The organism is Gemmatimonadota bacterium (genome assembly GCA_016719105.1).
Lineage (GTDB): Bacteria > Gemmatimonadota > Gemmatimonadetes > Gemmatimonadales > Gemmatimonadaceae > SCN-70-22.
The window spans coordinates 240,584-267,169 of sequence record JADKAQ010000013.1; the positions used below are offsets into that span (position 1 = coordinate 240,584).

24 protein-coding genes are annotated in these 26,586 nt (G+C 68.5%); 8 read left to right on the forward strand and 16 right to left on the reverse strand.

Annotated features, from left to right (window positions below):
• Positions 1-17: 17 nt before the first annotated feature.
• Genes IPN47_14055 through IPN47_14070 form a run of 4 tightly spaced genes read right to left on the reverse strand, consistent with a single transcriptional unit; the run spans position 18 to position 3,480 of the window.
• The gene (locus IPN47_14055; protein ID MBK9409138.1) at positions 18-911 is read right to left on the reverse strand and encodes a SprT-like domain-containing protein; all 894 of its coding nucleotides are present in this window, start codon (positions 909-911) and stop codon (positions 18-20) included.
• Positions 878-1,723 carry a metallophosphoesterase gene (locus IPN47_14060; GenBank protein ID MBK9409139.1) on the reverse strand — a complete coding sequence of 282 codons (846 nt, stop codon included), beginning with the start codon at positions 1,721-1,723 and terminating at the stop codon, positions 878-880. The genes IPN47_14055 and IPN47_14060 overlap by 34 nt, the downstream gene beginning before the upstream one ends.
• Positions 1,724-1,729: 6 nt before the next feature.
• The gene (locus IPN47_14065) at positions 1,730-2,749 is read right to left on the reverse strand and encodes an NAD-dependent isocitrate dehydrogenase (GenBank protein MBK9409140.1); all 1,020 of its coding nucleotides are present in this window, start codon (positions 2,747-2,749) and stop codon (positions 1,730-1,732) included.
• Positions 2,746-3,480, reverse strand: a complete 735-nt coding sequence (locus tag IPN47_14070; GenBank protein ID MBK9409141.1) for a hypothetical protein — start codon at positions 3,478-3,480, stop codon at positions 2,746-2,748. The genes IPN47_14065 and IPN47_14070 overlap by 4 nt, the downstream gene beginning before the upstream one ends.
• A gap of 250 nt (positions 3,481-3,730) precedes the next feature.
• Here IPN47_14070 and IPN47_14075 point away from each other — a divergent pair, with 250 nt between their 5' ends.
• The 4 genes from IPN47_14075 to IPN47_14090 all read left to right on the forward strand — a co-directional run bounded on the left by IPN47_14075 (position 3,731) and on the right by IPN47_14090 (position 9,440).
• On the forward strand, positions 3,731-5,800 hold the full coding sequence (locus tag IPN47_14075; protein MBK9409142.1) for a carbon starvation protein A: 2,070 nt from the start codon (positions 3,731-3,733) through the stop codon (positions 5,798-5,800).
• Between the two features lie 8 nt (positions 5,801-5,808).
• The gene (locus tag IPN47_14080) at positions 5,809-8,193 is read left to right on the forward strand and encodes a prolyl oligopeptidase family serine peptidase (GenBank protein ID MBK9409143.1); all 2,385 of its coding nucleotides are present in this window, start codon (positions 5,809-5,811) and stop codon (positions 8,191-8,193) included.
• A complete protein-coding gene (locus IPN47_14085) occupies positions 8,190-8,402 on the forward strand; it encodes a YbdD/YjiX family protein (GenBank protein ID MBK9409144.1) in 213 nt (70 codons plus the stop codon). The genes IPN47_14080 and IPN47_14085 overlap by 4 nt, the downstream gene beginning before the upstream one ends.
• Positions 8,403-8,540: 138 nt before the next feature.
• Positions 8,541-9,440, forward strand: coding sequence for an alpha/beta hydrolase (locus IPN47_14090; GenBank protein ID MBK9409145.1), 900 nt, complete (start codon positions 8,541-8,543; stop codon positions 9,438-9,440).
• A 68-nt stretch (positions 9,441-9,508) separates the two neighbouring features.
• Here the strand turns inward: IPN47_14090 and IPN47_14095 are convergent, their stop codons facing one another.
• On the reverse strand, positions 9,509-10,597 hold the full coding sequence (locus IPN47_14095) for a GNAT family N-acetyltransferase (GenBank protein MBK9409146.1): 1,089 nt from the start codon (positions 10,595-10,597) through the stop codon (positions 9,509-9,511).
• Positions 10,598-10,619: 22 nt separating this feature from the next.
• A complete protein-coding gene (locus tag IPN47_14100; protein ID MBK9409147.1) occupies positions 10,620-11,546 on the reverse strand; it encodes an MFS transporter in 927 nt (308 codons plus the stop codon).
• A gap of 432 nt (positions 11,547-11,978) precedes the next feature.
• Here IPN47_14100 and IPN47_14105 point away from each other — a divergent pair, with 432 nt between their 5' ends.
• Positions 11,979-13,172 (forward strand): M20/M25/M40 family metallo-hydrolase, encoded by a 1,194-nt coding sequence (locus IPN47_14105; GenBank protein MBK9409148.1) that lies wholly within the window; start codon positions 11,979-11,981, stop codon positions 13,170-13,172.
• 84 nt (positions 13,173-13,256) lie between these two features.
• Here IPN47_14105 and IPN47_14110 read toward each other — a convergent pair whose 3' ends face one another.
• From IPN47_14110 to IPN47_14150, 9 genes are all read right to left on the reverse strand, one after another.
• A complete protein-coding gene (locus IPN47_14110) occupies positions 13,257-14,546 on the reverse strand; it encodes an NAD(P)/FAD-dependent oxidoreductase (protein MBK9409149.1) in 1,290 nt (429 codons plus the stop codon).
• A gap of 157 nt (positions 14,547-14,703) precedes the next feature.
• Positions 14,704-15,690 (reverse strand): NTP transferase domain-containing protein, encoded by a 987-nt coding sequence (locus IPN47_14115; GenBank protein MBK9409150.1) that lies wholly within the window; start codon positions 15,688-15,690, stop codon positions 14,704-14,706.
• 7 nt (positions 15,691-15,697) lie between these two features.
• Entirely contained in the window at positions 15,698-16,075 is a 378-nt protein-coding gene (locus tag IPN47_14120; protein MBK9409151.1) for a cupin domain-containing protein, read from the reverse strand.
• A 548-nt stretch (positions 16,076-16,623) separates the two neighbouring features.
• On the reverse strand, positions 16,624-17,169 hold the full coding sequence (locus tag IPN47_14125; protein MBK9409152.1) for a F0F1 ATP synthase subunit delta: 546 nt from the start codon (positions 17,167-17,169) through the stop codon (positions 16,624-16,626).
• Entirely contained in the window at positions 17,170-17,748 is a 579-nt protein-coding gene (gene atpF / locus IPN47_14130) for a F0F1 ATP synthase subunit B (GenBank protein ID MBK9409153.1), read from the reverse strand. It lies immediately after the preceding gene.
• Between the two features lie 159 nt (positions 17,749-17,907).
• Positions 17,908-18,183 (reverse strand): ATP synthase F0 subunit C, encoded by a 276-nt coding sequence (gene atpE / locus IPN47_14135; GenBank protein MBK9409154.1) that lies wholly within the window; start codon positions 18,181-18,183, stop codon positions 17,908-17,910.
• A gap of 275 nt (positions 18,184-18,458) precedes the next feature.
• Positions 18,459-19,418 (reverse strand): F0F1 ATP synthase subunit A, encoded by a 960-nt coding sequence (gene atpB / locus IPN47_14140; GenBank protein ID MBK9409155.1) that lies wholly within the window; start codon positions 19,416-19,418, stop codon positions 18,459-18,461.
• Complete coding sequence (locus IPN47_14145) at positions 19,415-19,750, reverse strand: hypothetical protein (protein MBK9409156.1); 336 nt, start codon at positions 19,748-19,750, stop codon at positions 19,415-19,417. The genes atpB and IPN47_14145 overlap by 4 nt, the downstream gene beginning before the upstream one ends.
• Positions 19,751-19,758: 8 nt before the next feature.
• On the reverse strand, positions 19,759-20,037 hold the full coding sequence (locus IPN47_14150; GenBank protein ID MBK9409157.1) for an AtpZ/AtpI family protein: 279 nt from the start codon (positions 20,035-20,037) through the stop codon (positions 19,759-19,761).
• Positions 20,038-20,251: 214 nt separating this feature from the next.
• On the opposite strand from IPN47_14150, the gene IPN47_14155 reads away from it, so the two are divergent.
• The 3 genes from IPN47_14155 (at position 20,252) to IPN47_14165 (ending at position 24,061) form a co-directional block, all read left to right on the forward strand.
• Positions 20,252-20,701 (forward strand): hypothetical protein, encoded by a 450-nt coding sequence (locus IPN47_14155; GenBank protein MBK9409158.1) that lies wholly within the window; start codon positions 20,252-20,254, stop codon positions 20,699-20,701.
• Between the two features lie 195 nt (positions 20,702-20,896).
• Positions 20,897-21,907, forward strand: coding sequence for a MoxR family ATPase (locus IPN47_14160; GenBank protein MBK9409159.1), 1,011 nt, complete (start codon positions 20,897-20,899; stop codon positions 21,905-21,907).
• A gap of 150 nt (positions 21,908-22,057) precedes the next feature.
• Positions 22,058-24,061: an AAA family ATPase gene (locus tag IPN47_14165; protein MBK9409160.1), complete on the forward strand. Its 2,004-nt coding sequence runs from the start codon at positions 22,058-22,060 to the stop codon at positions 24,059-24,061.
• Positions 24,062-25,203: 1,142 nt separating this feature from the next.
• Here the strand turns inward: IPN47_14165 and IPN47_14170 are convergent.
• Positions 25,204-26,430: an HD-GYP domain-containing protein gene (locus tag IPN47_14170; GenBank protein ID MBK9409161.1), complete on the reverse strand. Its 1,227-nt coding sequence runs from the start codon at positions 26,428-26,430 to the stop codon at positions 25,204-25,206.
• Positions 26,431-26,586 lie beyond the last annotated feature (156 nt).

Genomic DNA, 26,586 nt, shown 5'->3' on the forward strand with positions numbered 1-26,586 from the left:
GCGGGGGGCGCCGGCGGCTAGCGCAACGTGCGCTTGGCGCGCGGCGTCGTTCCGACCTCGTGCGCCTTCTGGCGAAAGAGGGGGCCGTGGTCGATCGGGTGACCGTTCTCCTCCTGCCATTGATGCACCATCTCGTGGAGCAGCGTGTCGAACGCTTCCGTCCACCCGTGCCGCTTGATGTGGCGCCGGCTGATGGCGATCTCGGCCCCCTCTGGGTGCGATCGTGCCGGTGCGTAGTGCCCGAGTCGCGACTTCATGCGGCGTGAGACGGTGACGTGTACGACGCGCAGGGCGCCACCGAAGCAGACCAGGTTGAGTCGCGCATGCGCGCGCTGGAGGCGCTCGGCCATCACGCGGTCGTCGGGGTGCAGCGGGGTGCGGCGCGGCGGGCGCGGGGTGGCGTCGCGCTCCAGCGGATGCGAGACGATGAGGCGGCGCGCCGCGGCGCGCGCCGTGCCGCGCGCGGTGACGAAGACGGCGATGGCGCGCAGCACCTCCTCGGGGGCGCGGGCGAAGCCTTCGTGCACGCGGAGCGTCCCGCCGCGGTACGAGACGAGGGTGCTGCGGTTGCGCGTGAGGCGGAGCGCGCTGATCCCGAGCAGGCCGTGACCGCGGAGGCGCTGGAGAAGGAGGGCGCTCTCGGCGGGGGTGGGGCGAGGTTGTCCCGCCGGCCGTGGTGTGGGGGGGCGGGGGGCGTCGGGCGCGCGCTGCGGGGTGACGGTGGGGGGCGGCGGTGTGACGGGGGACGCCGGCGGTCGCGCGCCGCGACGCGCGTTGCGCCCGCCCCCCGTCCCCGGTGGTCCCTCGCGTCCCCCGTGCGCGACGCCCGTCCCCGCGCCGCCCAGCTCCATCTCGAGCTGCTCGGCCCCGCCGCTCGTTAGGCCGAGTCGTGCGAGGAGCGCGCGAAGCACTTGGAGGGACCGGGGGTGAAGGCCTGGTCGTCCGACGACCAGATGTGGGTCACGATGTGGATCTCGCGGGCGGTGATCGTGATGACGTTCACGCTGGACGGGCGCCCGCCGCGCGAGCGGTTGGAGACCGTGCCCGCGGTCGAGATCACCGTCCCCTTGCGGGTGTGCTCCACGTAGTGAATCGCTTCCTGGTGATCGTGCCCGCACAGCACGAGGTCGGTGCCGATCTGCGCGAAGGCCCCGAGGATCTGCTTGGTGTGCTTGAGGCCGTGGCGCTGCGACAGCTCGCCCTTCACCGGGTTGTGGTGCATCACGATCACCCGCGCATCCCCCGCCGGCGACGCCTCGAACTCACGGCGCGCGCGCTCGATCTGCGACTTGCGCAGGTCGCCGATGATGGAGATGTCGCGCATGTTCCAGGTGAGGGTGCGCCGGTTGACCCCCTGCGACGTGTTGAGCCCCACCACCGTGACGCCGGGGGCGCGCAGCACCGGCTCAAGCTCTGCGTCGACATACTGGCGATAGCGCGTGTACAGGCGGTCGGTGCCGCGCAGGTGCAACGGCGACTCCCACCACGCCACGTCGTGGTTGCCCGGGACGCAGAGCACCCGGCTCACCTTGCGCGCATCGCGGATGAAGGCGGCGGCCCGCTGGAACTCGCCCGCACGCGAGCGCTGCGACACATCGCCCGAGATGGCCACGATGTCGTAGCGCTCGGCCTGGATGTGCGCCTCGATCGCGTCGATCTGCGCGGGGACCGCGGGACGCCCGAAGTGCAGGTCGGAGACGTGAAAGAGGCGGACGGTCGACAAGGGTCGTCAGGCCTTGAGCCGCGCGATGACGGCGTCGGCAAACTGGCGCGTGCCGGCAGTCCCCCCCAGATCGCGCGTGACGGTCTTTCCCTCGCGCAGCGTGAGTTCCACCGCTTCCTGGATACGCCGCCCCAGCGCCTCGTGTCCCACGTGTTCGAGCATCAGGCAGGCGGCGAAGGTCAGCGCCGACGGGTTGGCGATCCCCTGCCCGGCGATGTCGGGGGCCGTGCCGTGCACCGCCTCGAAGATCGCCGCACCGGCGCCGATGTTGGCCCCCGGCGCGAGCCCGAGCCCCCCGACCAGCCCCGAGACGAGGTCGGAGAGGATGTCGCCGAACAGGTTGGTCGTCACGAGCACGTCGAACTGCTCGGGCTTGATCACCAACTGCATGGCGCAGGCGTCGACGATGCGCTCGTCGTAGGCGATGCGCCCCTCGTACTCCTTGGCGACCTGCTGCCCCACCGAACGGAACAGCCCCTGCGAGAACTTGAGGATGTTGGCCTTGTGCACGAGCGTGAGCTTCTTGCGCCCGTGGGCGATGGCGTACTCGAAGGCATAACGAATCACGCGCTCCGAACCGAGGCGCGTGATGAGCGCGATCGACTCGGCCGCCGCCTTCTCGTCCTCGCCGATCTTGATGTAGTGCTCGAGCCCCGCGTACAACCCCTCGGTGTTCTCGCGCACGAGCACGATGTCGACCTTGTCGAAGCGCCCGCCCTTGAGGATCACACGCGCCGGGCGGACGTTGGCATACAGGTCGAATGTCTTGCGCAGCGCCACGTTGACCGAGCGGAACCCTTCCCCCACCGGCGTCTCGAGCGGCCCCTTGAGCGCCAGGCGCGTGCGCTTGATCGACTCGAGCGTCGCGTCGGGCATCGGGTTGTTGTGCGCATGGACCGCTGCCATCCCGGCCAACTGTCGATCGAAGGCGAACGGGGCCCCAGCGGCTTCGAGGATGCGCACGGTGGCGTCGGTGATGTCGGGACCGATGCCGTCGCCGGGGATCAGGGTGCAGGGGATGGTCATGGTTGCGAGGTCGGTGAGCGGGGGACGACGAGATCGGCAACGCGACGCGCCAGGGAGGCCAGGACCGCGGGGCCGTACGCGGCGTGCGGATCGCCCGCCACCTCGCCGACCCACACCACCCGCGACGCGCGGGCATCGACCATCGCCACCTGGAGCACGGCACGCCCGGAGGTCCCATTCAGTATCGGCTCGAGGCGCAGCTCGAGCGGAATCAGGGCGTAGCGGCCATCACTCACCCCGGCCAACGACCGCAACTGCGAGGCGAAGGGCTCGGCGAACGAGTCGTCCGGCTTGCGCATCACCGCCCTAACCGGCCCGAGCGCCCGCACCGCCGCCGGATCGGTCACGTAGGTCGGATTGCGCCTGGCCGCACGCTGCAGCGCCGAGGAATAGACCCAGGTGGTGAGCGCGCGCTCGCCGAGTGCCGCCTCGATGCCAGCGTCGAGCGCCGCGATCAGGACGCGTTCGCCACCGCTCGACGCTCGCCATCCCAGGAGATCGGCGCTCCCGACCGACTGCGTGGGGAGGACGATGACGTTGAGGGCGGCAAAGCGGCCGAGGACCCCGGCCATTGGCGTTACCGTCGTCGCCGCGTCGGCCGATGCCGCCGGGGCCGCGCCCTGCGCAGGGGCGGGAGCCGTCGACACCGGTGGTGGTACCGGCGCAGTCCCTCCGCACGAGACGACGGCGATCAGCGACGCCGCTCGGGCCAGCGTTGAGGCGGTGGTCATGGTGCCGCGAAAGCTAATCGCCGCGCCTCGCGTTGGGAGCGCACCCGGCGTCCCCCTATCGCGCCCCTGAGCGTCGCGCAGCGCCCCCTCTTCGGTCCCCGCGCCGTCCCCGCACGACACGGCGTGCGATCGGCGACGGCTCGTGCGTTGACCCCACCCACCCCCCGCCCCATTTTCGTCGCGCGCGATCCCCCTCCCGCTCCCCCCCAGCGTTCGCTGGGGCGAGCCTTCTCCCGTCTCGATTCTCGTTATGCGTCGACTTCTGACCGTAGTCGCCTGGATCCTCGTCGCCGCCTGCGGCGCCGGGGCGTTCGCGTACATCGCCCTCAACCAGGGCGAACGCGTGAGCGCCGCGTGGCTGGTGACGGCGGCGCTGTGCTTCTACGTCGTCGCATACCGCTTCTACTCGCGCATCATCGCGAGCAACATCTTCGCCCTCGACGCCAACCGACGGACCCCGTCGGAACGGCTCAACGACGGGCGCGACTTCGTCCCCACCAATCGGTGGGTCGTCTTCGGCCACCACTTCGCCGCCATCGCCGGCCCCGGCCCGCTGGTCGGCCCCACGCTCGCCGCGCAGTTCGGCTTCCTTCCCGGGGCGCTCTGGATCGTGATCGGCGTCGCGCTGGGCGGCGCGGTGCAGGACTTCGTGATCCTCGCGGCCAGCGTGCGGCGCAACGGCAAGTCGCTGGGACAGATGGCCAAGGAGGAGATCGGCTCGGTTGCCGGGCTCACGGCGCTCGTCGCGGTGCTCGGCATCATGATCGTGCTCATCGCGGTGCTCGCCCTCATCGTCGTTAACGCGTTGGGCGAGAGCCCGTGGGGCGTGGTCACGGTCGGCCTCACCATCCCGATCGCTCTCATCATGGGCGGCTACATGCGATGGCTGCGTCCGCACAAGGTGCTCGAAGCGACGGTGATGGGGCTCATCCTCCTCGTCTTCGCCCTGTACATCGGGCGTGCGGTGGCCGAGAACCCGGCGCTGGCCCCGACGTTCACGCTGAGCCGCACCGCGCTGGCGTGGTCGATCATGATCTACGGCTTCTGCGCCAGCGTCCTCCCGGTGTGGCTGCTGCTCGCCCCGCGCGACTACCTCAGCGCCTTCGTGAAGATCGGCGTGGTGGTCGCGTTGGCGTTAGGCATCCTGTTCGTCCTGCCGCCGCTGGAGATGCCGGCCATCACCCGCTTCGTCGACGGCTCGGGGCCGGTCTTCGCCGGGAAGGTCTTCCCGTTCTGCTTCATCACGATCGCCTGCGGCGCCATCTCCGGCTTCCACTCGCTCATCTCGTCAGGCACCACCCCCAAGCTGCTCGAACGCGAGACCGACGCGCGCTTCATCGGCTACGGCGCGATGCTCACCGAGTCGCTCGTGGCCACGCTCGCCCTCATCGCCGCCTGCGTCCTGACGCCGGGGACCTACTTCGCCATCAACGCCCCGCCGTCGGCCATCGGGACCACCCCCGAAGCGGCCGCCGTCGCCATCGCCAACTGGGGCTTCACGCTCGACCCGGTCGCGTTCAAGGAGCTGACCGCCAACGTCGGCGAGACCAAGCTCCTCTCGCGCACCGGTGGCGCCCCGTCGCTCGCCGTCGGCATGGCGCACCTCTTCTCCAACGTGCTCGGCGGCTCCACCGCGATGGCGCTCTGGTACCACTTCGCCATCATGTTCGAGGCGCTCTTCATCCTCACCACGCTCGACGCCGGGACGCGCGTGGGGCGCTTCATGCTGCAAGACCTCTTGCGACACGTCTATGAACCACTCGGACGCGTCGCCTGGTACCCGGCGGTCGTGCTCTCATCGGCGATGTTCGTCGCTGCGTGGGGCTACTTCCTCTATCAAGGCGTCGTCGACCCGTTAGGCGGGATCAACTCGCTCTGGCCCCTCTTCGGCATCGCCAACCAGCTGCTCGCCGTGGTGGCGCTCTGCGTGGGCACGACGGTGATCATCAAGATGGGGAAGAAGGCCTACGCCTGGATCACGCTGCTCCCGCTCACGTGGCTCTGCATCGTGACGATGACCGCCGGGTCGATGAAGATCTTCTCCGACGATCCCAAGCTCGGCTTCCTCTCGCACGCGCGCATGGTCCAGGGCCTGCTCGCCGACGGCAAGCTCCCCGGCAACGTGAAGACCGCCGCCGACGCCGCGCGCCTCATCACCAACGATCGCGTGGATGCCGCGGTCGCCGCCTTCTTCATGATCTCGGTCGTCATCGTCATCACCGCCTCGGCGCTCGAGTGGATTGCCGTGGCCAGTGGTCGCAAGGCGGCGCGCAGCACCGAGATTCCCTTCGAGCCCCGCGCCGTCGCGGTCGGGGACTAGTGATCGCCATGAATCACCGGACACCGCTCCCGATGCGTCGCACCCTGGCCGCGGCCCTGCTCGCGGCGGCGCTCGCGCCGCTGGCCGCCGCGCAGGCGCAACGCTCGCTCGCCGACCTCACCATCCCGTGGATGATGCGCGGCCCCGAGGTCTACGGCCGCGAGCCGCAACGCGTGCGCTTCACCCCGGACGGCGCGTGGATCTACTTCCAGTGGCTCCCCGCGGGGAGCGACTGGCGCAAGGCGATGGATCCGTATCGCGTGCGCGCCGTGGCCGGCGCCAAGCCCGAACTCGTCTCGCGCGCGCACATGGATTCGGTGGGGCCGCTGCTCGAGTCCGGCGACCTCTCTCGCGATCGCCTGCGGCGCGTCGTCTCGTATGAGGGCGACCTCTACCTGGTCGACCTGAAGAAGTCGGCGGCACGCCGCCTCACACAGACGACGATCATCGAGAGCGCCCCGACCTTCTCGGCCGATGGCAGGCGCGTCTTCTTCGTGCGCGACGGGATGAACGTCATGGCGCTCGACCTCGACTCGCCGCGCATCGAGCAGCTCACCGACATCCGGCCGGCCCCTGCCCCACCGACGCCGCCCAAGGCCGAGCCGCAGCGCGCGCAGCTCGAGGCGCAGCAGAAGGCGTTGCTCGAGGTGGTGCGCGACCGCGTCACGCGCGACTCGATCGCCAAGGCCGAGCGCGACGCCGACCTCGCCGAGCGCCCCAAGGTGCTCTACCTGCAGGCGGGTGAGCGCGTCACGCAGCTCTCCGTCAGCCCCAACGGGCGCGCCCTGCTGTTCGCCACGAGCAGCGCGGCGCCCAACGCCAAGCAGACCAACGTCCCCAACTACGTCACCCTCAGCGGCTACACCGAGGACCTCCTCGTTCGCACCAAGGTCGGCGACGTGCTCGGCGGTGCGCGCGCCGGGGTGATGCAGCTGCCGAGCGGGAACGTCACCTGGCTCAAGCCCATTCCCGGCGACTCGACGGCACTCCCGTCGATGCTCGCGCTCCTGGGGTGGAACGATGCGGGGACGCAGGCGCTCGTCTTCTCGGAGCAGCGCGACTTCAAGGCGCGCTACCTCCAGCGCTTCGATGCCGACTCGTCGCGCCTGGTCACGCTGGACGTCCTGCGCGACTCGGCGTGGGTCGGCGGGCCGTGTTATCCGTGCGGCGGGTGGCTCCCCGGCGTGGCGCGCGCCTGGTTCGTGAGCGAGGCCGATGGGTATGCGCACCTCTACACGATCAATGCCGACGGCAGCGACCGGCGCCAGCTCACCAAGGGGACGTTCGAGGTGCTCGACGCCTCGCTGTCCGACGATGGGCGGTCGTTCGAGCTGCACAGCAGCGAGGTGTCACCGTTCGAGCGGCACTTCTATCGCCTGCCGGTCGCCGGTGGGAACGCGGTGCGCCTGACGAGCGAGGCCGGCGGCCATTCCGTCGTCGTCTCTCCTGACGCGCGGTGGCTCGCCGATGTGTACTCCACCTCCAATCGCCCCCCCGAGCTCTTCGTGCGGGCCAACCGTGCGGGGGCGCCGGCCGCGCAACTGACCACCTCGCCGACTTCGGAGTGGCTCGCCTATCCCTGGCTCACGCCGGAGATCGTCCGCATTCCCGCCAGCGACGGCGTGCAGGTGCCGGCGCGCATCTATCGTCCGCAGGACGTGAAGGCCGAGCCGAACGGGGCGGCGGTGATCTTCGTGCACGGCGCCGGCTACATGCACAACGTGCACAATTACTGGTCGAGCTATTCGCGCGAGTACATGTTCAACCACTACCTGGCCAGCAAGGGCTACGTGGTGCTGGACATCGACTATCGCGCCAGCGCCGGCTACGGACGCGACTGGCGCACGGCGATCTACCGCTGGATGGGGGGGCGCGACCTGCAGGACCAGGTCGACGGCTCGCGCTACCTGCAGAAGACCTTCGGCATCTCCCCCGAGCGCATCGGGCTGTACGGCGGGAGCTACGGCGGCTTCATGACGCTGATGGCGCTGTTCAACGCCCCCAAGGAGTTCGGCGCCGGCGCCGCGCTGCGGTCGGTGACCGACTGGGCGCACTACAACCACGGCTACACCGCGCGCATCCTCAATCAGCCGCAGCAGGACACGCTGGCGTATCGTCGGTCGTCGCCGATCTTCTTCGCCGAGGGGTTGGAGGACCCGCTGTTGATGGCGCACGGGATGGTCGACACCAACGTGCACTTCCAGGACATCGTGCGGCTGACGGAGCGCTTCATCGAACTGGGGAAGACCGGGTGGGAGCTGGCCGTATACCCGGTGGAGGACCACGGATTCGTGCGTCCCGCCTCGTGGAGCGACGAGTACCGGCGCATCTTCGAGCTGTTCGAGGCCAGGCTTCCCGCGCGCCGAGCGTCCAACAACGGAGGGTCGAGATGAAGTGGGCCACGGACCTCACGACGCGCTTTGCGACGCGCCTCGCTCGCGCGACGTCGACGCTCAACCGGATCATCGGGGCGCCGGACTACGACGGCTACCTGCGGCACCAACGCGTCTGCCATCCGGACCACGCGCCGCTCACGAAGGACGAATTCGTGAAGCAGCGACTGGAGGATCGTTATTCGCGCCCGGGGGCGCGCTGCTGCTAGGCGTGGCGCGGTGGGTGAGTTGCGAGCGGCGGGGAGGAAATTCGTGTGGCCGGCAATCCACGCGAGCGTGGACGACGTAGCTTTCATGCGGCGCTTCACTGCCGCCTTCCCCTCTCCTCGCCCAACGCCTCGTTCGCCGTGCCACTCCCCGTGAAGCGTCTTGCCAAGCTGGCCCTGGGTGCAATCGTCCTCGGCTACCTCGCCATCGCCGTCGTCCTCCTCGCGAGCGAGAAGCGGATGGTCTTCCACCCCGCCGATCGTGCCGTCCCGACACCGTCGCCGACCTATGCGCTACGCCAGCGCGAGGTGCGCTACCCCAGCACCGACGGAACGCCGCTCTCCGCGTGGATCGTCCCGGCCGCGGCCAAGGATTCGTCGGGGATGTGGCTCCTCATCTGCCACGGCAACTACGGCAACATCGGCTACGGCCAGCGTCCCGAGTTCTACGCCTTCGCGCGCGACCTCGGACTCAACCTCCTCGCCTTCGACTATCGCGGGTTTGGGGCGAGCGACGGTGCGCCGGACGAACAGGGGCTCTATGCCGACGCCGAGGCGTCGTGGCGCTACCTCACCGATTCGCTGCAGGTCCCGCCGTCGCGGATCGTGATCTTCGGGCACTCGCTGGGGAGTGGCGTCGCGACCGAACTGGCCACTCGCGTGGAGGCGGCGGCGCTCGCGGTCGAGGGGGCGTTCACCTCGGTGGCCGATCGCGGACAGGAGCTGTATCCGCTCTTTCCCGTGCGCCTGCTCTCGACACAGCGCTTCGCGTCGCTCGAGAAGATCGCGTCGGTGCGTGAGCCCAAGCTGTTCCTCCATTCGCCCGAGGACGACGTCATCCCGTTCAGCCACAGCGAGCGGCTCCTCGCGGCGGCGGCCGCCCCCAAGTCGCTCGTGTCGGTGCGCGGCGGTCACATGGACGCCTTCAACATCGACAAGGCGACGTACTTTGGTGCCCTCGGAGCGCTCGTGCGCACCGTCACACCGGCGACGTCCGCCAGTGCCGCGCACCCTGACGGGGAGTCGGTGACCACCCGTTAGGCACCGACGTCACGCGCCCGGCCGCCGCGTGCTGCGGGGCCGGGCGCGTCGGGGAGGCGTGACGCCGCCTACCGCTCGTCGGCCGTCGGCCCGTACATCGACGGGAGCGGGACGTTGTTGAGGCGCAGGTACACCGAGTACTGGCCGCGGTGATGGATGACGTGATTCATCACGAAGGAGCGCAGCACCGCGATGCGCGGGAGCGTAAAAACCGTGTGCCCGCCATTCTTGAGCGACCACCCCACCATGAAGTCGCCGTCCGCCGCCGCGGCGATCGCCGCGCGCGAGCCGGCCACGTTCTTGTCGAACTCGGCGAGCAGTCCCTCCACGGAATCGAACGACGGCGTCTTGTAGCCCTCGCCCCCGGGCGGGTTCAGGTCCAGCTCCGTCTGCGCCATCGTCACCACGCCCCACCCCGGGAGCGTCGCCAGGTGCGCCACCAGCTGGCCTAACGACATCGACTTCTCGTGCGGCTTCCAGGCCATCTGAGCGATCGGCGTGCGCTCGATCAGCTTGCGGGTGGTGGCCATCTCGTGGTCGAACTCGGGCAGGATCGACTGGGCGATCGACATGGGCGGTACTCCGAAGGATGGTGAGGACGTGCGGCCGGGAATATCGGAGACTCTGGCTCGTGCCGCCAGCCACGCCTCGCGCTCCATCCCCCACACGTCGTGCCGCAACCCGGCGTGGAGCACCTCACGCCAGACGCGAAAGCCGTTGCGCTCGGCGACGCGACGCGACCGGAGGTTCTCCGGGCGAATCAGCGAGATGACGCGCGGCTCTCCCAACTGAGCGAAGACCCAGTCGCGCGTTGCCATCGCGGCCTCGATGGCGTAGCCGCGCCCCCACGCGGCGCGATGCAGCAGGTAGGCGACTTCGACCGACGTCCCGTCATCGCCGCCGAGTTCCTGACGGATGGGGCCGATCTGCCCGACCGCTCGCCCGGAATCCCGCTCCTCGACCAACCAGGGCCCGTAGCCGTCTCGCGCGTAGCGCGCCAGTTGCCGATCGAGCCATGCCGCCGCCCCCATGCGGTCGAGGACGGCAGGGTAGAACTGCATGACCGCTTCGTCGCCGAGCATCTCTGCGAGGAAGTCGAGGTCCGCGGGGACGAGCGGGCGCAGGCGCAGCCGTGCCGTCTCGAGGAGGTAGGACATGGCGGTGGTCGAACGGGTGGACTCAGCGTGCGATGTGCCGCGGGATCACCGTCGGCAGCAAGAGCGCGGCGACGGTGGCGATGGCCGCACCGACCATGAAGGCGGTGGGCGCCCCCCACGCGTCCCACAGGGCACCAAAGAGGAGCGACGCGGGAAGTGCGCCGATCCCTAACGCAAGGTTGTACCAGCCGAAGGCGCGTCCGCGGGCGTCGGCTGGGACCAGGTCGGCGACGAGCGCCTTCGCGCCGCCGTCGGTGAGGCCGAAATAGACCCCGTACACCAGGAAGAGCGCCCACACGGACCACGCACTGTTCGCGTAGGCAAAGCCGAGGTAGGTCGCGGCGTACACGAGCCAACCCGTTGTGATCAGCACGCGCCGCCCGATGCGGTCGGAGAGCGCGCCGGCCGGGGCGGCGGCGAGCGTCTTCACGATGTGCAGGGCGGCCCAGAGGACGGGGATCATCGCCGTCTCGACACCGAGCGAGCGTGCCCGGAGCAGGAGGAAGGCGTCGGTGGAGTTGCCTAACGTGAAGAGCAGGAGGATGGCGACGTAGGCGGCGAAGCGGCCGCCCAGGCGCGTGGAAGGCCCGGGTGTGAGAGGCTCGGGCGAGGGAGGCGGAGGCGATGGGGGCGCTGCGGACGACTCGGCGGACGGTTCTGCGCGGGGGCCCCCCCCCACAAACAACATCGCCTCCTCCGCCCCTCCCGCCGTCACCATTTCCTTCCCCTCCGTACCCTTTCTCCCCTCACGCACCCACCCCACCAACACCAGCATCGCCAACGCCGCCGGAATTGCCGACAGCAGGAAGACGCTGCGCATCGAGAATCCCCCCCACTGCAGCAGCGCGAAGGCCACCAGCGGCCCGATCACCGCCCCCAGGTGGTCCGCGCTACTGTGGAAGCCGAAGGCGGCACCGCGCATCTCGGGCGCCACCGCATCGGCCAGCATCGCATCGCGCGGCGCCGTGCGCACCCCCTTCCCGATGCGGTCACCCACCCGAATCGCGAAGACGTGCGCCCCCACCTGCGCGAGTCCTATCAGCGGCCGCAGGCACGAGGCGATGAGGTAGCCGGCCACCACCAGCGGCTTCCGCCGCGTCAGGCGGTCGCTCCACCAGCCGCTCGCGTACTTGAGCAGCGCTGCCACCGACTCGGCCGTCCCCTCGATCGCGCCCACCGACAGCGCGCTCGCCCCCAGCACCGTGGCCAGAAAGGTGGGGACCAACGGATAGATCATCTCGCTCGACACGTCCGTCAGGAGCGACACCAGCGAGAGCGCGATGACCGTGCGTGGCAGTCGACGTCCGGGCATGCGCCCAATCTATCGCGCGCCCTCGCCCGTCGGCCTTGCGTCCCTCGCACCCCGGGCGCATCTAGACGCATGCCCGCCAGCAACGGCGCCGTCCGGCGCGTCTACGACGCCCTCCTCCCCGCCAGGCGTCATCTCCAGACGTTCGACTCGCAGACGATCGACCGGCAGGTCGCACTCGCCGAAGTCGCCGCCCCCACCGGCGCCGAAGGGGCGCGTGCGGCCGAGGTCTGCCGCCATTGGCGCGCCATCGGCCTCGAGGCGACGATCGACGCGGCGGGCAACGTCATCGCCCCACGCGCGGGCACGAGCGACCGTCCACCCGTCGTCGTCTGCGCGCATCTCGACACCGTCTTCGACGCCGACGTCTCGCACCGCATGACGCGAAGCGGCGAGCGCATCACCGGCCCGGGCATCGGTGACAACGCCCGAGGCATCGCCGGCATGCTGGCCATCGCCCACGCGATGCACGTGACCGGGGTTCGCACCCAGCACTCCATCCTCTTCGTCGCCACCACCGGCGAGGAAGGGAGCGGCAACCTGCGCGGGGCGCGTCACCTCTTCGCCACGGCCGCCGCAGGGGCCCACGCCGCCATCGCCCTCGACGGCGCCGGCGACGAGCGCGTGGTGACCCACGCGTTAGGCACGCGACGCTATCGCGTGCGCTTCGCCGGCCCGGGCGGCCACAGCTGGGCCTCGTACGGCGTGGTCAACGCCATCCACGCCGTGAGCGCCCTCGCCGCGTCGCTCGCCTCGTGGCCGCTCCCCGCCGCGCCGCGCACCGCGCTCACCGTCAGCCGCATCAGCGGCGGCTCGGCGGTCAACGCCATCCCCAGCGACGCCTCCATCGAGGTCGACGTGCGCTCCACCTCGGGGGGGGAACTGGACCGCCTCGACGACGAGATCCATGCTGCCGCCCAGCGAGTCCTCGAGACGCACAACCGCCAGCGTCGCCCCGGGACACCGCCGTTGCAACTGGCGATCGAGATCACCGGCGATCGCCCCGGCGGCGCGCTCCCCGGGAACGCCTTCCTCGGCCAGGCCGCCTACGACGCCACGCGCCTCATCGGCCGCTCCCCCGACAGCGCCGTGGCGTCCACCGACGCCAACATCCCGTTGCACCTGGGAATCCCCGCCATCGCCCTCGGCGCCGGCGGGCGTGGCGGAGAGGTGCACACCCCCCGCGAGTGGTTCGAGAATCGCGACGGAACGCTCGGCCTGGTGCGGGCGATGACGATCCTGGCCGCGGCGGCCGGGCTCCCCTGACGCCGAGGGGCCACCGCCCCTGACTCGCCGCGCGCGCCACGGGGTGCGTGACTCGAGCGCGCGCGGGCACCGCGCACGAATACCTCAGCCGCTGCTTGATGCCGTCGGGGGCACGTTCGTGTCCGGCGGTGACACCGCTGGCGAGCCGGGCGTCGCGGCACTCGCCATCGCCTGGTGCGTCGCCTGTGCCCCGTCCTTCGCCTGCATCCGCTCCTGCGCGCGGGCACGCTGCTTCGCCATGCGCGCCGCCGTTGCGCGGCACACCGCAATGTGCTCGGCGACGATCGGTGCGTCACGTCGGATGTTCGCGATCCCGCCGGTGGCGTCGTAGTTGTGCCCTACGAAGTACAGTCCCGGCTGGTCCGCACTCGTCACGCGGTCGCGGCGGCGCGCGAAGCCCTTCGCGTCGCACGCGATCAGGTCGTCCAGCATCCGCAGCGCCGGCGCAAAACCGGTGGCCAGGACGATCGCATCGAACGGCGCCGACGTCCCGTCGGAAAAGACGGCGCCGTCGGCCGTCAGGTGGTCGATCGAACCGAGCTGCACGCGGGCCCGCCCCGCCTTGATCGCATCGACGAGGTTGAAGCCGATGATCGGGATCGCATCGAGTGCGGAGTGCGGCGGCCGCGGAAAGACGGGAGGACCACGGCGCACCTCCGTGAGGCGCTGCACGCGCTTCACGACCCACTCCTGCGCCGCACGCGGCAGTTTGCGCATCGCGTGCGAGAGGTACTGAATGGGGATCCCCGCAATCGCCAGCGGGACCACGTTGGCCCCGGTGCGCACGAGCATCGTCACCTGCGCCCCCGCCTGCGCCAACTCGCTCCCGATCTCGCCGCCGGAGTTCCCCACCCCGACCACCAGAACGCGTCGCCCGACGAAGCGATCCGCCCGCCGGTAGTCCACGGAATGCAGCAGCTCGCCGCGAAAGGCATCCCGCCCCGCGAGCTCCGGCACACGCGGGTTGGCCATGATCCCGGAGCAGACGACGGCCGAGCTCCCCTCGATGCGCGCGCCGTTGCCTAACGAGGCCGCCCACCCGTGCGCCGAGCGGCGCAGCGCCGTCACGTCACACCCGGTCTCGATCCGGAGCCCGTGGGTCGACGCGTAGTCCTGGAGGTAGCGGACGAACTGGTCGCGCGTCGGAAAGAGCGGTGTCCCGCGTGGATAGTCGAGCCCCGGCAGCGTCGACATGTGCCGGCCGGTGTGCAGGACCAGCGAATCGTACGTCCGCCGCCACGAGGCGCCGAGCGCGTCACCCCGCTCCAGCAGCCGGTGGGCGATCCCGCGACGCGACAGGCACGCCGCCGTCGCCAGCCCCGCGGGGCCCGCGCCGATCACCAGTACCGGATAGTCCGGGTTCGGCCTGTCCATCGGCGTGGGGAGGGGCGGCATGAGAGAGGGGGAGCGCGCCCGACGTCAGGCGCGCTCCCCCAATCTACACACGAACAGACAGCGCACTACCATGATCACGACACAGCTGCACACACCCACCGGCGCAGCGCGCCAGCGACCGGAAGCACCGGCGCGGCTAGGCGTCGGCGCGAACCTCGGAATGATCGCCGATCGTCACCTCGCCGGTGATCCCGGCGAGCACGACCTCGCTGCCGATGAGCGAATTGCTGAGCGTGCAGCGCGCAATCCGCGTCTTGTCGCCGATGACCGTGTCCTTGAGGTGCGCGTGCTCGATGACGCTCCCCTTCCCGATCGACACGTTGGGGCCCACGACGGAGCCGGTGATCGTCACGCCGTCCTCGATGTAGACCGGGTGCACGATCTGCGACGGGTCGATGCCCGCCGGGACGCGGGCGCGCCCCTTGTCCAGCATCGCCCGGTTAGTGTCGAGCAGCGTGTCGATCTTCCCGGCGTCGTACCACCCCTCGACGTCGATCACCTTGATCTTCGCCCCGTGCTCGATCATGTACTGGAAGGCATCGGTCAGGTAGTACTCGCCCTGGTTGGTCGGCTGCGAGAGCACGTGCGCGATCCCCTCGTAGAGCAGCTGCCAGTTGCGGATGTAGTACAACCCGATGTTGGCACGCTTGGAGATCGGCGTCTTGGGCTTCTCGACGATCTTGGTCATGTGGCCGTCGGCGTCAGTGACCACCACGCCAAAGCGCTGGTAGTCCTCGACCTCCTTGGTCCAGATGATCCCGTCGGCGTCGGTCGTCTTGATCACCGAGAGGTCGGCGTCGAAGATCGTGTCGACGAAGATGATCAGGACCGGCGCGTCGACGAACGGCTTGGCCAGCGCGACCGCCCCAGCCGTCCCGTCTTGCACCTGCTGCTCGATGAAGACGCCGGGGATGCCGAAGGCGGTGCGCGCGTGCGCCTCGACCTTCTCCTTCAGGTGCCCCGTGATGTAGATGACCTGGTCGACATTCCCCAGCTTGGCGACGTCGTCCATCACGTAGTCCATCACCGGCTTCCCCGCCACCTTCAACATCGGCTTCGGCGTCAGGTGCGTGTGCGGACGCAGGCGCGTCCCCTTGCCGGCCAGCGGAATGATCACCTTCATGAGTGCCTCATGGTGCGTTCGTCCCCTCGCGTCCGTAGCGGTCCTTGATGCGCACGACGTCGTCGAGCTCGGGCGTCGAGGCCTCGAGCACATCGCAGTCGGTCACGGCTTCCATGTAATGCACCGTTCCGGGGGTGATGCGAAACGCATCGCCCTGCCGCAGGTGCATGTCGCGCAGCTCCTGCTCACCCGGGAGCTTGACCCAGTACTTCATCTCCCCCGACAGCAGGTAGACCGTCTCGTCCTTCACCTCGTGGTACTGCACCGAGAGGGCCTGGCCGGCGTCGATGTGCAGGATCTTCCCGACGTACCGGTCGGTGTGCGCCCAGATGACCTCGTAGCCCCACGGCTTGGAGACGCGCCGGACCTCCGCCCGCCCGCTCACCGTCCCCCCTCGGCCGGCGCAAGCGCCGGAGACGACGGGACACGGGTTGCAGCTGAGGCAGCGGCGTGCAGGTGCGGTGAACGAGGGTGGCGGCGGACGATCATGAGCGGTAACGCAGGGCTCCCGGTGGCGAACGTCGCGCACGCGCACTGTGGTGTGCGTCCACGCGACGGCCGGCGGCAATATCGGCCGCACCCCACCCGCTTGCAACCAGCGTGCCCCGCGGGTGAGTGCCCCCGCCCGCGGCCGTGACTCGGGGCAGGCGCCTCGAAGCGCCCCGTTTCGGGGTCGACGTGCCCCGGGACACGATCACCCGAGGCGGCTCCCCTCGACCAGATGCCGGTGCCCTCCTCCACGGCCCGGGGACGGCCCCCTCCGACGCGCAGGAAGTGCCTCCGGCGTCGAGCAGCAGGACCCTCGCTGCCATTGGCGGTGACTCGACCGCATCGCTGGGTCGGCCGCTTCGCCCGGACTGCTCCCAGACGCAACGCGGGCCACGATCTCGCGTGAGACCGTGGCCCGCTGTCGCAGCCGCTACGCCGGCCGGCCTAACGAAGCCCGGGGGTGAGCCGCGACCGGAGGATGCCCAGGCGCTTGCGCACCGAGCCGTCCATGACCGTGTCGCCAACCTTCACGATGATCCCGCCGAGGATGGCCGGGTTCACGTGCACGTGCGGGACGACCGTCTTGCCCAGGCGCGTGGTGAGCTGCTTGGCGATTGCGGCGCGGTCAGCCTCGGACGCGTCGCGTGCCAGCGTGACCTGCGCGTGCACCCGCCCTTCGGTCTCGTCGACCAGGTTGGCGTACTCCACCGAGATCTCGGGAATGAGCATCTGGCGGCGGTTCTGGACGAGCTTGACCAGGAAGAGCACGAGCGGGCGCGGGAGGACCGGGCCGAAGGCCTTCTGGATGACGGCGATCTTCGCGTCGGCCGAGACCTGCGGCGCCGCGAGGAAGTTGGTGAGGCGCGCGTCGCCGGTGACCGCATCGGACACCGCCGACATCATCGATCCCCACCCATCGAGTGCGTTCGCCTTGCGGGCGAGCGCGAGCAGCGCCTCCGCGTAGTTGCGCGCGATGGTGGTCTCGCGCATTTAGCGGGTCCCCGCGGCGGGGATGCTGGCGAGGAAGTCCTCGACCAACTTGCGATTGCCGGCGTCGTCGAGGTTCTTGGCGATCAGCTTGCTCGCGCCGGCGAGGGCGAGGTCGACCGCTTCGCGCCGCAGGTCGCCGATCGCGCGCAGCTTCTCGTTCTCGATGTCGCGCTTGGCGCGCTCGAGCAGCTCCTGCTGCTGGGCGCGGGTCTCCTCGAGCATCGACGCCTTGAGCTTCTCGGAGGTCGCGCGGCCGTCGGCAATGAACTTCTGCGCCTCGGCGCGCGCCGCGTCGAGCTGCGCCTGCTGCTCGGCGAGGAGCTTGGCCGCGGCGTCACGATCCTGCTGCGCCTTCGTGATCGCCGATTCGAGCGCCGCTTCGCGCGCTTCCACCGCCGCGACGAGCGGCTTGAAGGCGTAGCGCGAGAGGACGACGAGCAGGACGATGAAGATGAGCAGCGTCCAGAACATCAACCCGCCGTTGGGCGAGAGGAGGTTCACCTTCCCGCCTTCTTCAGCGGCGAACGCCGTGGCCGGCGTGGCGAGCAGGATGAGCGCAGTGCTGAGTGGAGTACGCATGGCTATCGAGGATCGGTGCATGAGCACCTGTATGGTCCGGTGCAGGCATCGGGACGTCCGGTGCACGCTCCGGCGACGACCGGCACAACCGCACCGGTACACGCGAAGGGGAGTGGAACAGCACGGTGGTCACCCCGGGGCGACCACCGTGCCCACGAACTAGAACTTGCCCTGGATCTGGAACGCGACGACGACGCCGAACAGCGCGGCGCCTTCGATGAGGGCGGCCAGGATGAGCGCCGCGGTCTGGATGCGGCCGGCCGCTTCGGGCTGACGCGCCATCCCCTCGACGGCATGCGCACCGATGTTGCCGATGCCGATGCCCGCGCCGATGACGGCGAGGCCGGCGCCGAGACCGGCGCCGATGAGGGAGAGACCCTGATTGTTGCTGGTGGCCTCAGCGGCCGCCTGGAGGAGCGGGAACACTTCGATCATTGGAAAGTCTCGTGCCTAACGTTGAACATCAGCGCTCCGCGACGACGAGCCGTCCGTCGCTGCCTGTCACCGGACCCCGGGGCCCAACAGGCGTCACCAACCGCTCGGTTGGCTACAAGACTCAGCTCGGTGAGCGATGCCGAGTGAGTACAGCAACTCAGAAGACGGGAAGACGAGAAGACGAGATGACGAGATACCGACCCTCGGGCGCCGGGACTCGAGCTGATCTCAACCCAACTCGTCTTCCCGTCTTCCCGTCTTCCCTTCATCCGATCTTAGTGGTGCGCCTCGCGGATCTGGCCGATGAAGACCGAGGCCAGCAAGGTGAAGATGAATGCCTGCAGGAAGGCGACGAACAGCTCGAGCATCATGATGGCGACCGCCATCAGGAAGGGAGCCGCCGAGACCGGACCGGCAAAGGTGAAGATCAGGCCGATGAGCGCGAGGACGACGATGTGTCCCGCGGTCATGTTGGCGAAGAGACGGATCGCCAGCGCGAACGGCTTCGTCAGCTTTCCGATCATTTCGACCGGCGACATGATCAGGAACATCGGGATCCGCATGTAGATCGGAAGCTCGGTGTTCCAGTAGAAGATGGTCGAGAGGTAGTGAATCCCCTGGGCGCGCATCCCCGCCACTTCCACGACGATGAACGTCATGATGGCGAGCGTCGCCGTGACCGCGATGTTCCCCGTCGCCGTCGACCCGTAGGGGACGAGGCCGAGCAGGTTGGCGGTGAGGATGAAGAAGAAGATCGTGAGGAGGTACGGGACGAAGCCGTTGCCGTGGTGGCCCACGTTAGGCAGGATGACTTCGTTGCGCATGTAGAGGACCATCGCCTCGAGGCCGGCGGCGAACCCCTTGGGGCGCCCGACCTCGTGATGGTGGCGGGCGTGGGCCCGCGCCGTCCCGATGAGGATGACCGACACCAGCAGGGCGGCGATGAGCATCATCACCACGTGCTTGGTGGGGGAGAGGTTGACCTCCATCCCCCCGAGGTGCACCGGCTCCCACAGCGGGGCGCAGCCGTGCTCGCCCTCGTGGCGGCCGATGCAGATTTCCTTGTAGAACGGCGGAAAGATCGACGGAAGCTCCATGTGATAGGAGTCCGTGATGTGCGGCGTGATGATGTCGACCTTCTCGGCCGCGGCCGCAGCCGGCGCATGGGACTCCTGCGCGGACACGGGGGCGGCAAACAGCGCAGAGGCCAGCAGGAGCGAACGGAGCGCGCTCATGTCTTCAGGAACAGGGGTTCAACCAACGTCGACGCAAACAGGAATACTGCCAGGCTGACCATCGCCACCGGCGACGCCAGCGCAAATGCCTTCACGATCACCAGCACATACACGGCAAAGACGAGGAGGCGCATGATCGCCCCGAGTCCCCACCCGGCAATCACGTTCTTGTCCGCAGACAAGCGAAGGATTGCAAATGCGAGGAGCTGCACCACAAAGGCCACCAGGGCGCTGACGAGAATTGCGTGCCGCGCCTCGGCGCCGCCGTAGACCAGGGTGAGGACCCATCCCAGGACGGCGATGAGCGTTGCCCCAACGACGGAAAACATCACGAACGACTTCACTGGCGGTGTGCTTCCTCCTCGCGACGCAAGTCGGCCATGAGCCGGCGATACATGCTGTAGAACGCCGCCCCTGCCCCGACGAACACACCGATGAGGATCCCCCACGGCTTCGTCCCGAACCGCCGGTCGACCCACTGACCCGCGTACAGGAAGAGGAGGATGGATGCCGCGAACTGCAGGCCGACCCCGCCATACTTCGCGGCCGACCGAGCCAACCGGGCATCGGCCGAATCGTCCAACCGCCCGCCATTCGGCTTCTGTGGATCCCCGGACATTCGGGGCGGGAATCTAGGAGTTTGTGAAATTTTTCGCAAGCGAACTACCGACCGGCGGATTGGCAAAGTCCAACGTGAGGCGACGACCCCGAACTCTCTGATTTTCCTTGAGTTATGGAATCCTGACCGCTTGACGCCCGCTTTATGCGAGGATATGTTCGCACCGCCTGCTCTTTCTGGCCACGTTCTCTCGCGCTCCACCGATCTCCGGCGCATGCAGCCGCGCTCCGCTCCCCTCCTCGTCGCCCTCCTCGTCCTCGCCTCCGCGTGCGGCCCTCGCGCGCGCTCGGCCGAGGCCGCCGCGCACAAGCGCGTCGACGGAGGCCCCCCGGTTGCGTCGTCGCTCGACGTGCAACTCGCCGACGACGTCCAGTTCGCCTTCCACGTGACCAACAGCGCCGCCAAGCGCCTCGAGCTCACCTTCCCCAACGGCCTCACCCACGACATCGTCGTGCTCGATGAGGGGGGACGCGAAGTGTGGCGCTGGAGCGAGGGACGCATGTTCACGCAGACGCTCCAGAACCACATCCTCGAGCGCGACGAGACCGTCTCGTACGGCGCGCAGTGGCGCCCCGACGCGTTGCACGGCTCGTTCGTCGCCGTCGCGTCGCTCCGCAGCGAGAACTATCCCATCGAGCAACGCGTCCGCTTCGTCCTTCCGTAAGCGCGAGCGCCCCACGCACGTCGGTCCCACATCGCGGCGAGTCCAACACCGGACTCGCCGTTTGCGTTGTTGCACGGCGACGCGCGGCGTCGCTGCGTGCGGCTCATCCCGCCCGCCGCGCGACTCGCGTGGACGCTCTTATCGCCACGCCATGCGCGCGTTACCTTCCGGCGACTTTTCTCCCAAGGACACGGCGTGGGGACCACCGACCAGACGCAGGCGTCGCCCGACCAGCGCGACCTCGAACTCCTCAAGAAGCTCAGTGTCGCGCGCAAGGCGCTGCTGGCGCAGATCGGGCGCAAGATCATCGGGCAACAGGAAGTCGTCGAAAACCTCGTGGCCGCCATCCTCGCCGGGGGCCACGTCGTCATCGTCGGCGTCCCGGGGCTCGCGAAGACGCTCCTCGTACAGACCGTCTCAGAGGCGCTCGACCTCACCTTCTCGCGCGTCCAGTTCACCCCCGACCTCATGCCGGGCGACATCACCGGCACGGAGCTGTTGGAGGAAGACCACGCGACCGGGCGCCGCGTCTTCAAGTTCGTGAAGGGACCGGTCTTCGCGAACGTCGTCCTGGCCGACGAGATCAACCGCGCCCCGCCAAAGACGCAGTCGGCGCTGCTGCAGGCCATGCAGGAACGCACCGTCACCGTCGCCGGGCAGACGCACAAGCTCCCGTCGCCGTTCTTCGTGCTCGCCACGCAGAACCCGATCGAGCAGGAAGCGACGTACCCCCTCCCCGAGGCCCAGCTCGACCGCTTCATGTTCGAGCTGAACGTCGGCTATCCGTCGTTTGAGGAGGAGGAGCGCATCGTGACCTCCACCACTGGCGCGGGCGAGGTCACCATCGAGCCGGTGCTGCGCGGCGAGGAGGTGCTCGAGCTGCAACGCCTCGTGCGTCGCATGCCCGCCCCGCCGTCGATCGTGAAGTTTGCCGTGGGACTCGCCCGGTCGACCCGCCCCAGCGAGCCTGACGCGCACCCCGAGATCAAGAAGTACGTCTCCTACGGCACGGGGCCACGCGCCTCGCAGTACCTCGTGCTCGGCGCCAAGGCCCGGGCTGCGATGGACGGCCGCCCGGTCCCGGACATCGACGACGTGCGCAGCGTCGCCATGACCGTCCTCCGGCATCGCATGGTGATGAACTTCCAGGCCGAGGCCGAGGGGATGGGGGCCGACAAGATCGTTTCGCTGGTCCTCAAGCGGTAACGCCTCGCGGCCCGGGGCCGCCAGATGCAGCTTATGCCGCCCGCGGCATGCCGGCCTCACGCCTACGTGACGCCTGCGTGACGCGGGCGGTGCAGTTTGGTGGGTCCTGGAGTCTCCCGTTCGGTGGTGCTGCCCCCGCGGAGTGAACACGTGCTGCGTGCCCTCACCTTTGGCCAGTGCGCCTTCGAGTCACCGCTCGCCCGAATCGCCCCCGATTCGGAGATCCACTTCGCCCTGCTCCTGAGCCTCGCCGCCTCCCCACCCGAGGGGGTGCCGCGCGATGAGCTGGTGACGCGCATCTGGCCGCGTGCCGAGGGCGAGGAGGGGCGACATCGCATGCGACAGGCGATGTACCGCCTGCGGCAGCTGACGATCCCCATCCAGCTGCGCGGGGGGCACCTCTCGCTCGACTGGCCGCAAACGGACCTCGACGTGCACCTCCTGTTGCACGGGGCGCCGCGCCGTGAGGCGCTGGTCCGCCTGGGGGCGCTCCCCTTCCTGCCGTCGTACGCGCCGATGCTGGGCGAGCCCTTCGGGCACTGGCTCGAGTCCTTGCGGGCACGGGTGGCCATGCGGCTGCGGCGCGCCCTCGCCGACGAGGTCAGCTCGGCGCGCGGCCGCGGGCGCTTTCACGAGATGGGGCAGGTGGCGCGTGCCCTGCTCGCCCTCGACCCGCTCAATGAGATCGGCACGATGGGGCTCGCCGAGGCGCTCGCGCTGGAGGGGAGCAAGGTCGAGGCGTTGCGGCTGCTGGGGGACTACGAGGACGAGGTCGGGGCGATCAACGTCAACCTGCAGCTGCCGGTGCGCGTGCTGCGACGCCGGGTCGCCGAGGTGCTGGACGACTCGCTGATGCTGCGGCGGTTCGAGATCCCGTTCGTGGGACGGGAACGCGAGTTCGGCGAGCTGCGACAGCTGCTGCGCGAGGTGCGCGGCGGGGCGTCGCGCGCCGCGATCATCACCGGCGAGGCGGGGATCGGCAAGAGCCGGCTGGCCGGCGAGCTATTGCGGCTGGCGGCACTCGACGGGGCCACGCTCGCCAGCTACACCGCGTCGGCCGGTGACAGCTTCACCCCCATCAGCACCCTGGTGAGCGTGGGCCAGCAGCTGCTCACCTTGCCTGGGGCGCTCGGCTGCGCGCAGGAGCACCTCGCCTACGTGCGGCGATTGGGGACACCCGAGACGGTGACCGCCTGGAGCGTGACCGGGATGGCGGCCGACATCCTCTATGCGCAGTTGGTGCAGGCGCTGGCGGAACTCGTGTCGGCGATCGCCGAGGAGGCGCCGCTGCTCCTGCTCGTGGACGACGCGGAGCGGCTGCATCCCACCACGTGGCGCGTGCTGATGGACGTGTGGGATCGCGTGGGGGCGCGCAGCGCCTGCTTCCTGTTCGCGGCGCGACGGCTCCCGGAGTGGTACGGCTCGGCCGGGCCACGGTCGTGCGAACGGCTCATGCAGCACGTGCGGCTCTTTCCCTTCCGGCGCGAGGAGTCGCTGGAGTTCGTGCAGCGATGGGGGGAGAAGAACCACGTGGCGGTCGACGATGACGCGGCGCAGCGCGTCGCCGCGACGTCGCAGGGCAATCCGTTCTACCTCACGGAGCTCGCGGCGCACCTGGGGCGCGGCGGCGACCCCGTGGAGACCCCACCCAGCATTCGGGAGTTGATTGCGGCGCAGCACTCGGCGCTGAGCAAGCGGGCGCAGCGCGTGCTGTTGGTGATAGCGCTGTTCGAGGCCCGGGCGACGACGAGTCGCGTGACGCAGGTCCTCGAGCTCCCCGCCGGCGAGTTCATGGCGGCGCTCGACGAACTGGAGGAGGCGGGGCTGGTGGGAGCCAAGGGGCCGACGGTATGGTGCCGGCACCGCCTGGTGGGTGAGATGTCGGCCTCGTTAGGAATGCCGAGCATCGTGGCCTTCGCGCACGGTCGCTCGGCCGCGTTGCTGGAGGCCGAAGCCGATGCGACGAACTCGGTGGAGTTGTTAGGCGACTGCGTGACGCATTGGGAGCGGGCGGGTGAGACGCGGCGGGCGTACGAGGCGGCGATGAAGCTTGGCCACCGGTTGGTGGGGATGGGGATGGGGAGGAAGCGGGAAAAGCGTTCGAACGCGCTGAGAACTTGTCAGAGGATCGAGACCAGCTCGTCGCGGCCATAGAAGGACGGATGATCGCATGCCATCTGGCCGCCCGGTGGAGCGTCATTCACGATCTTGCAGCGCAACGTGAGTCGGCCAGGGTCGAGTCGAGTTCGCGGGACGGTGCGAACGATGACTTCGCACTGCTCGCTGCCGAGGCGTCACTGTTCTCGTCCGAAGGGGTGCCGAGGCGTGAATGGCTTCGGGAACTGGCGAGTACAGAGAGATTGCCAAGTCGAACAAGACTCCGAGCAGCCGTTCTTCTTGCAATTCTCGCCGACAATTTCTTCGAGGCAGATCTTCTTCAGTCTGCCTTCTCGACCTCACTCGAACTCCTTGATTCTGGCGACGGCACACCTGAGGAGTCGCTGCTGCACACGATCGTCCACGCAACGGTGGGAGCAAGAGAGCTCGCGACTGCCGCTCTCCAGCGAATGATTCTGCATGCGCGCTCCACTCCCGACTTTTCTTGGCGGCTCCTCGGTCTTCGCAGATCCGCCGAAGCGTCAATGCGTATTGAGATCCCACTTCCGCACTCGAATACGCAATCGAGTCCGCAGAGCTGTCACGGAAACTGAAGCTGCCCTTGCAGGAGTCCCTGTCTCTGGAGCGACTTGTCTCGATCTCGGTGTCCCTCGGTCGAATCAACGAAGCGTTCGAGTATCGCCGACAACTGGATCAAGTCGCGTTAGGCGGCGAGGCCTGCGCCACGATCACTAGGACTCGGCTCATTTCGGACGCGAAGATAGCGTGGGCAACCGGAGACGTTGCTCTGGCGAGCATTGTCACGGAGACAGCCCGAACCATAGAGCCGTCGCCCGTCCCGCGTGCTGAGCAAACGCTTCTAGCCATCCGACAGTCAGCGGGACTGCTTACTGGTCAAGCAGTAGGCAGCACGCCGCAACTCGCGCGACTGAGGGAGCTCTGTCGGATGGGCGCCAGGTTCGGAGATCAGGACTTCGCCGTGTCGGTGCTGCTGGAGAGTTTGCGCCAGTCGGGCGACAGATCGTCAGCAGGTAGGATTCGGTCTCGCTACGTACGAACGTCGCGACTCGAGACGCATCCACTTCCCATGTGTTTTCCAGGGCTTAGGGCGTCCGTCTAATCCGAATCGAAGTCAGGCAGGAATTGGAGTCGTTGGAGGAACGAACTCTGCGAGCCGCCTAAGAAGCCTTTGTCTTGCCTGCGGCATAGCGGAGCGCCTCGCTCTCCCGCTCCTTCTCGATCGACGCATATAGCTCAAGCCATACTTCTGGCGATACGACCCGGTCGCATATCCACGGGTCGAATTGTTTGCCGCGGAACTTCACAAATTCGCTTCGAGCGTCTTCGATGCTCAGAGCTTTGCGATATGGACGATCCGTGGTGATCGCGTCGAGGGTGTCCGCGAACATAATGATCCGAGAACCCAGCGGGATATCCTCGCCCTTTAGGTTCTGCGGATAACCCGTACCGTCCCAGTTTTCATGATGGTGACGAACGGCTGGAACGATGTCCTTTAGGCTGGTCAGCATCCCAACCAGCTCTGCGCTCCGAACTGGATGGCGCTTCATAGTCTCCCACTCATCGGGAGTGAGCCGACCTTCCTTCGCGAGAATGCGCGCGAACTGCTCGTCGATCTTTCCGACATCGTGAAGAAGCGCGGCGACCTCAACGCGTTCCACCTGCTCCGGCTTCAGCCCGAGTGATCGAGCAATGATCTTCGAAGCTCGGGCAACGCGCTTGGAATGGCCCGATGTGTACGGATCTCTAGCCTCGATAGCGGCGACCATGAGGTCCAGGAGCTCTTCGGTTACGCTTGTCAGCTCGATCGTAGTCCGAGAGAGTTGCCGAACCGCGATCATCGGCAAGACCATCCCAGCGGCACCGATGACCCCCAGATTGACGCTGAGCCAAGCGAGGTAGAAGGCGAACACAACCTGAAGTAGCGAGATCGCGGCTGAGGACTTGTTGCTCGCGATCCACGTCTGGAAAATCCGCTGGCCACTAACGGCGCTGATGACTGCGCTGATGCAGAGCGTGTTGACAACGATGAACGCCACAATCAACGCCGTTGTTGGCGCGATTAGCGTGCTGAGCGCCGAGAAGAACCCCTCACCTTTCAGCAACGAAAAGCTGGTGCCGCCCAAGTAGCGGTATGCGGCTGATCCAACGGCGAATCCCAGAGTTACCTGTGCGACATTGAACGCACCCTTTACCAGAGATCGCTTGTTGAGAAGCTGCGTTGCTACCTGGACGACGAGTATCGCGATCATGCCACGCCAGTCCGGAAGTATCAGGACTGTGGCGCTCATGGGAATCAGGGCGACGGAGCCGACTGCGTCGCGACGGGCCTGATAGAATGCCATGAAATCGGCCGCGATGCTGAGCAGCGCCAACAGCGCCGCCAAGCCAAGATCTGCTCCCTGAATCGCCGGCCAAACGCTACCGTGGACGGCCGTCGCACAGATGGCAAGCGCAGTTGTCGCTAGAACGACAGGCGCCGCCCTACGAACCTCGTCGGTGTTCGTAGTGCTGGCGCGACTCGTTCAGTGAGGCGGGCCCAC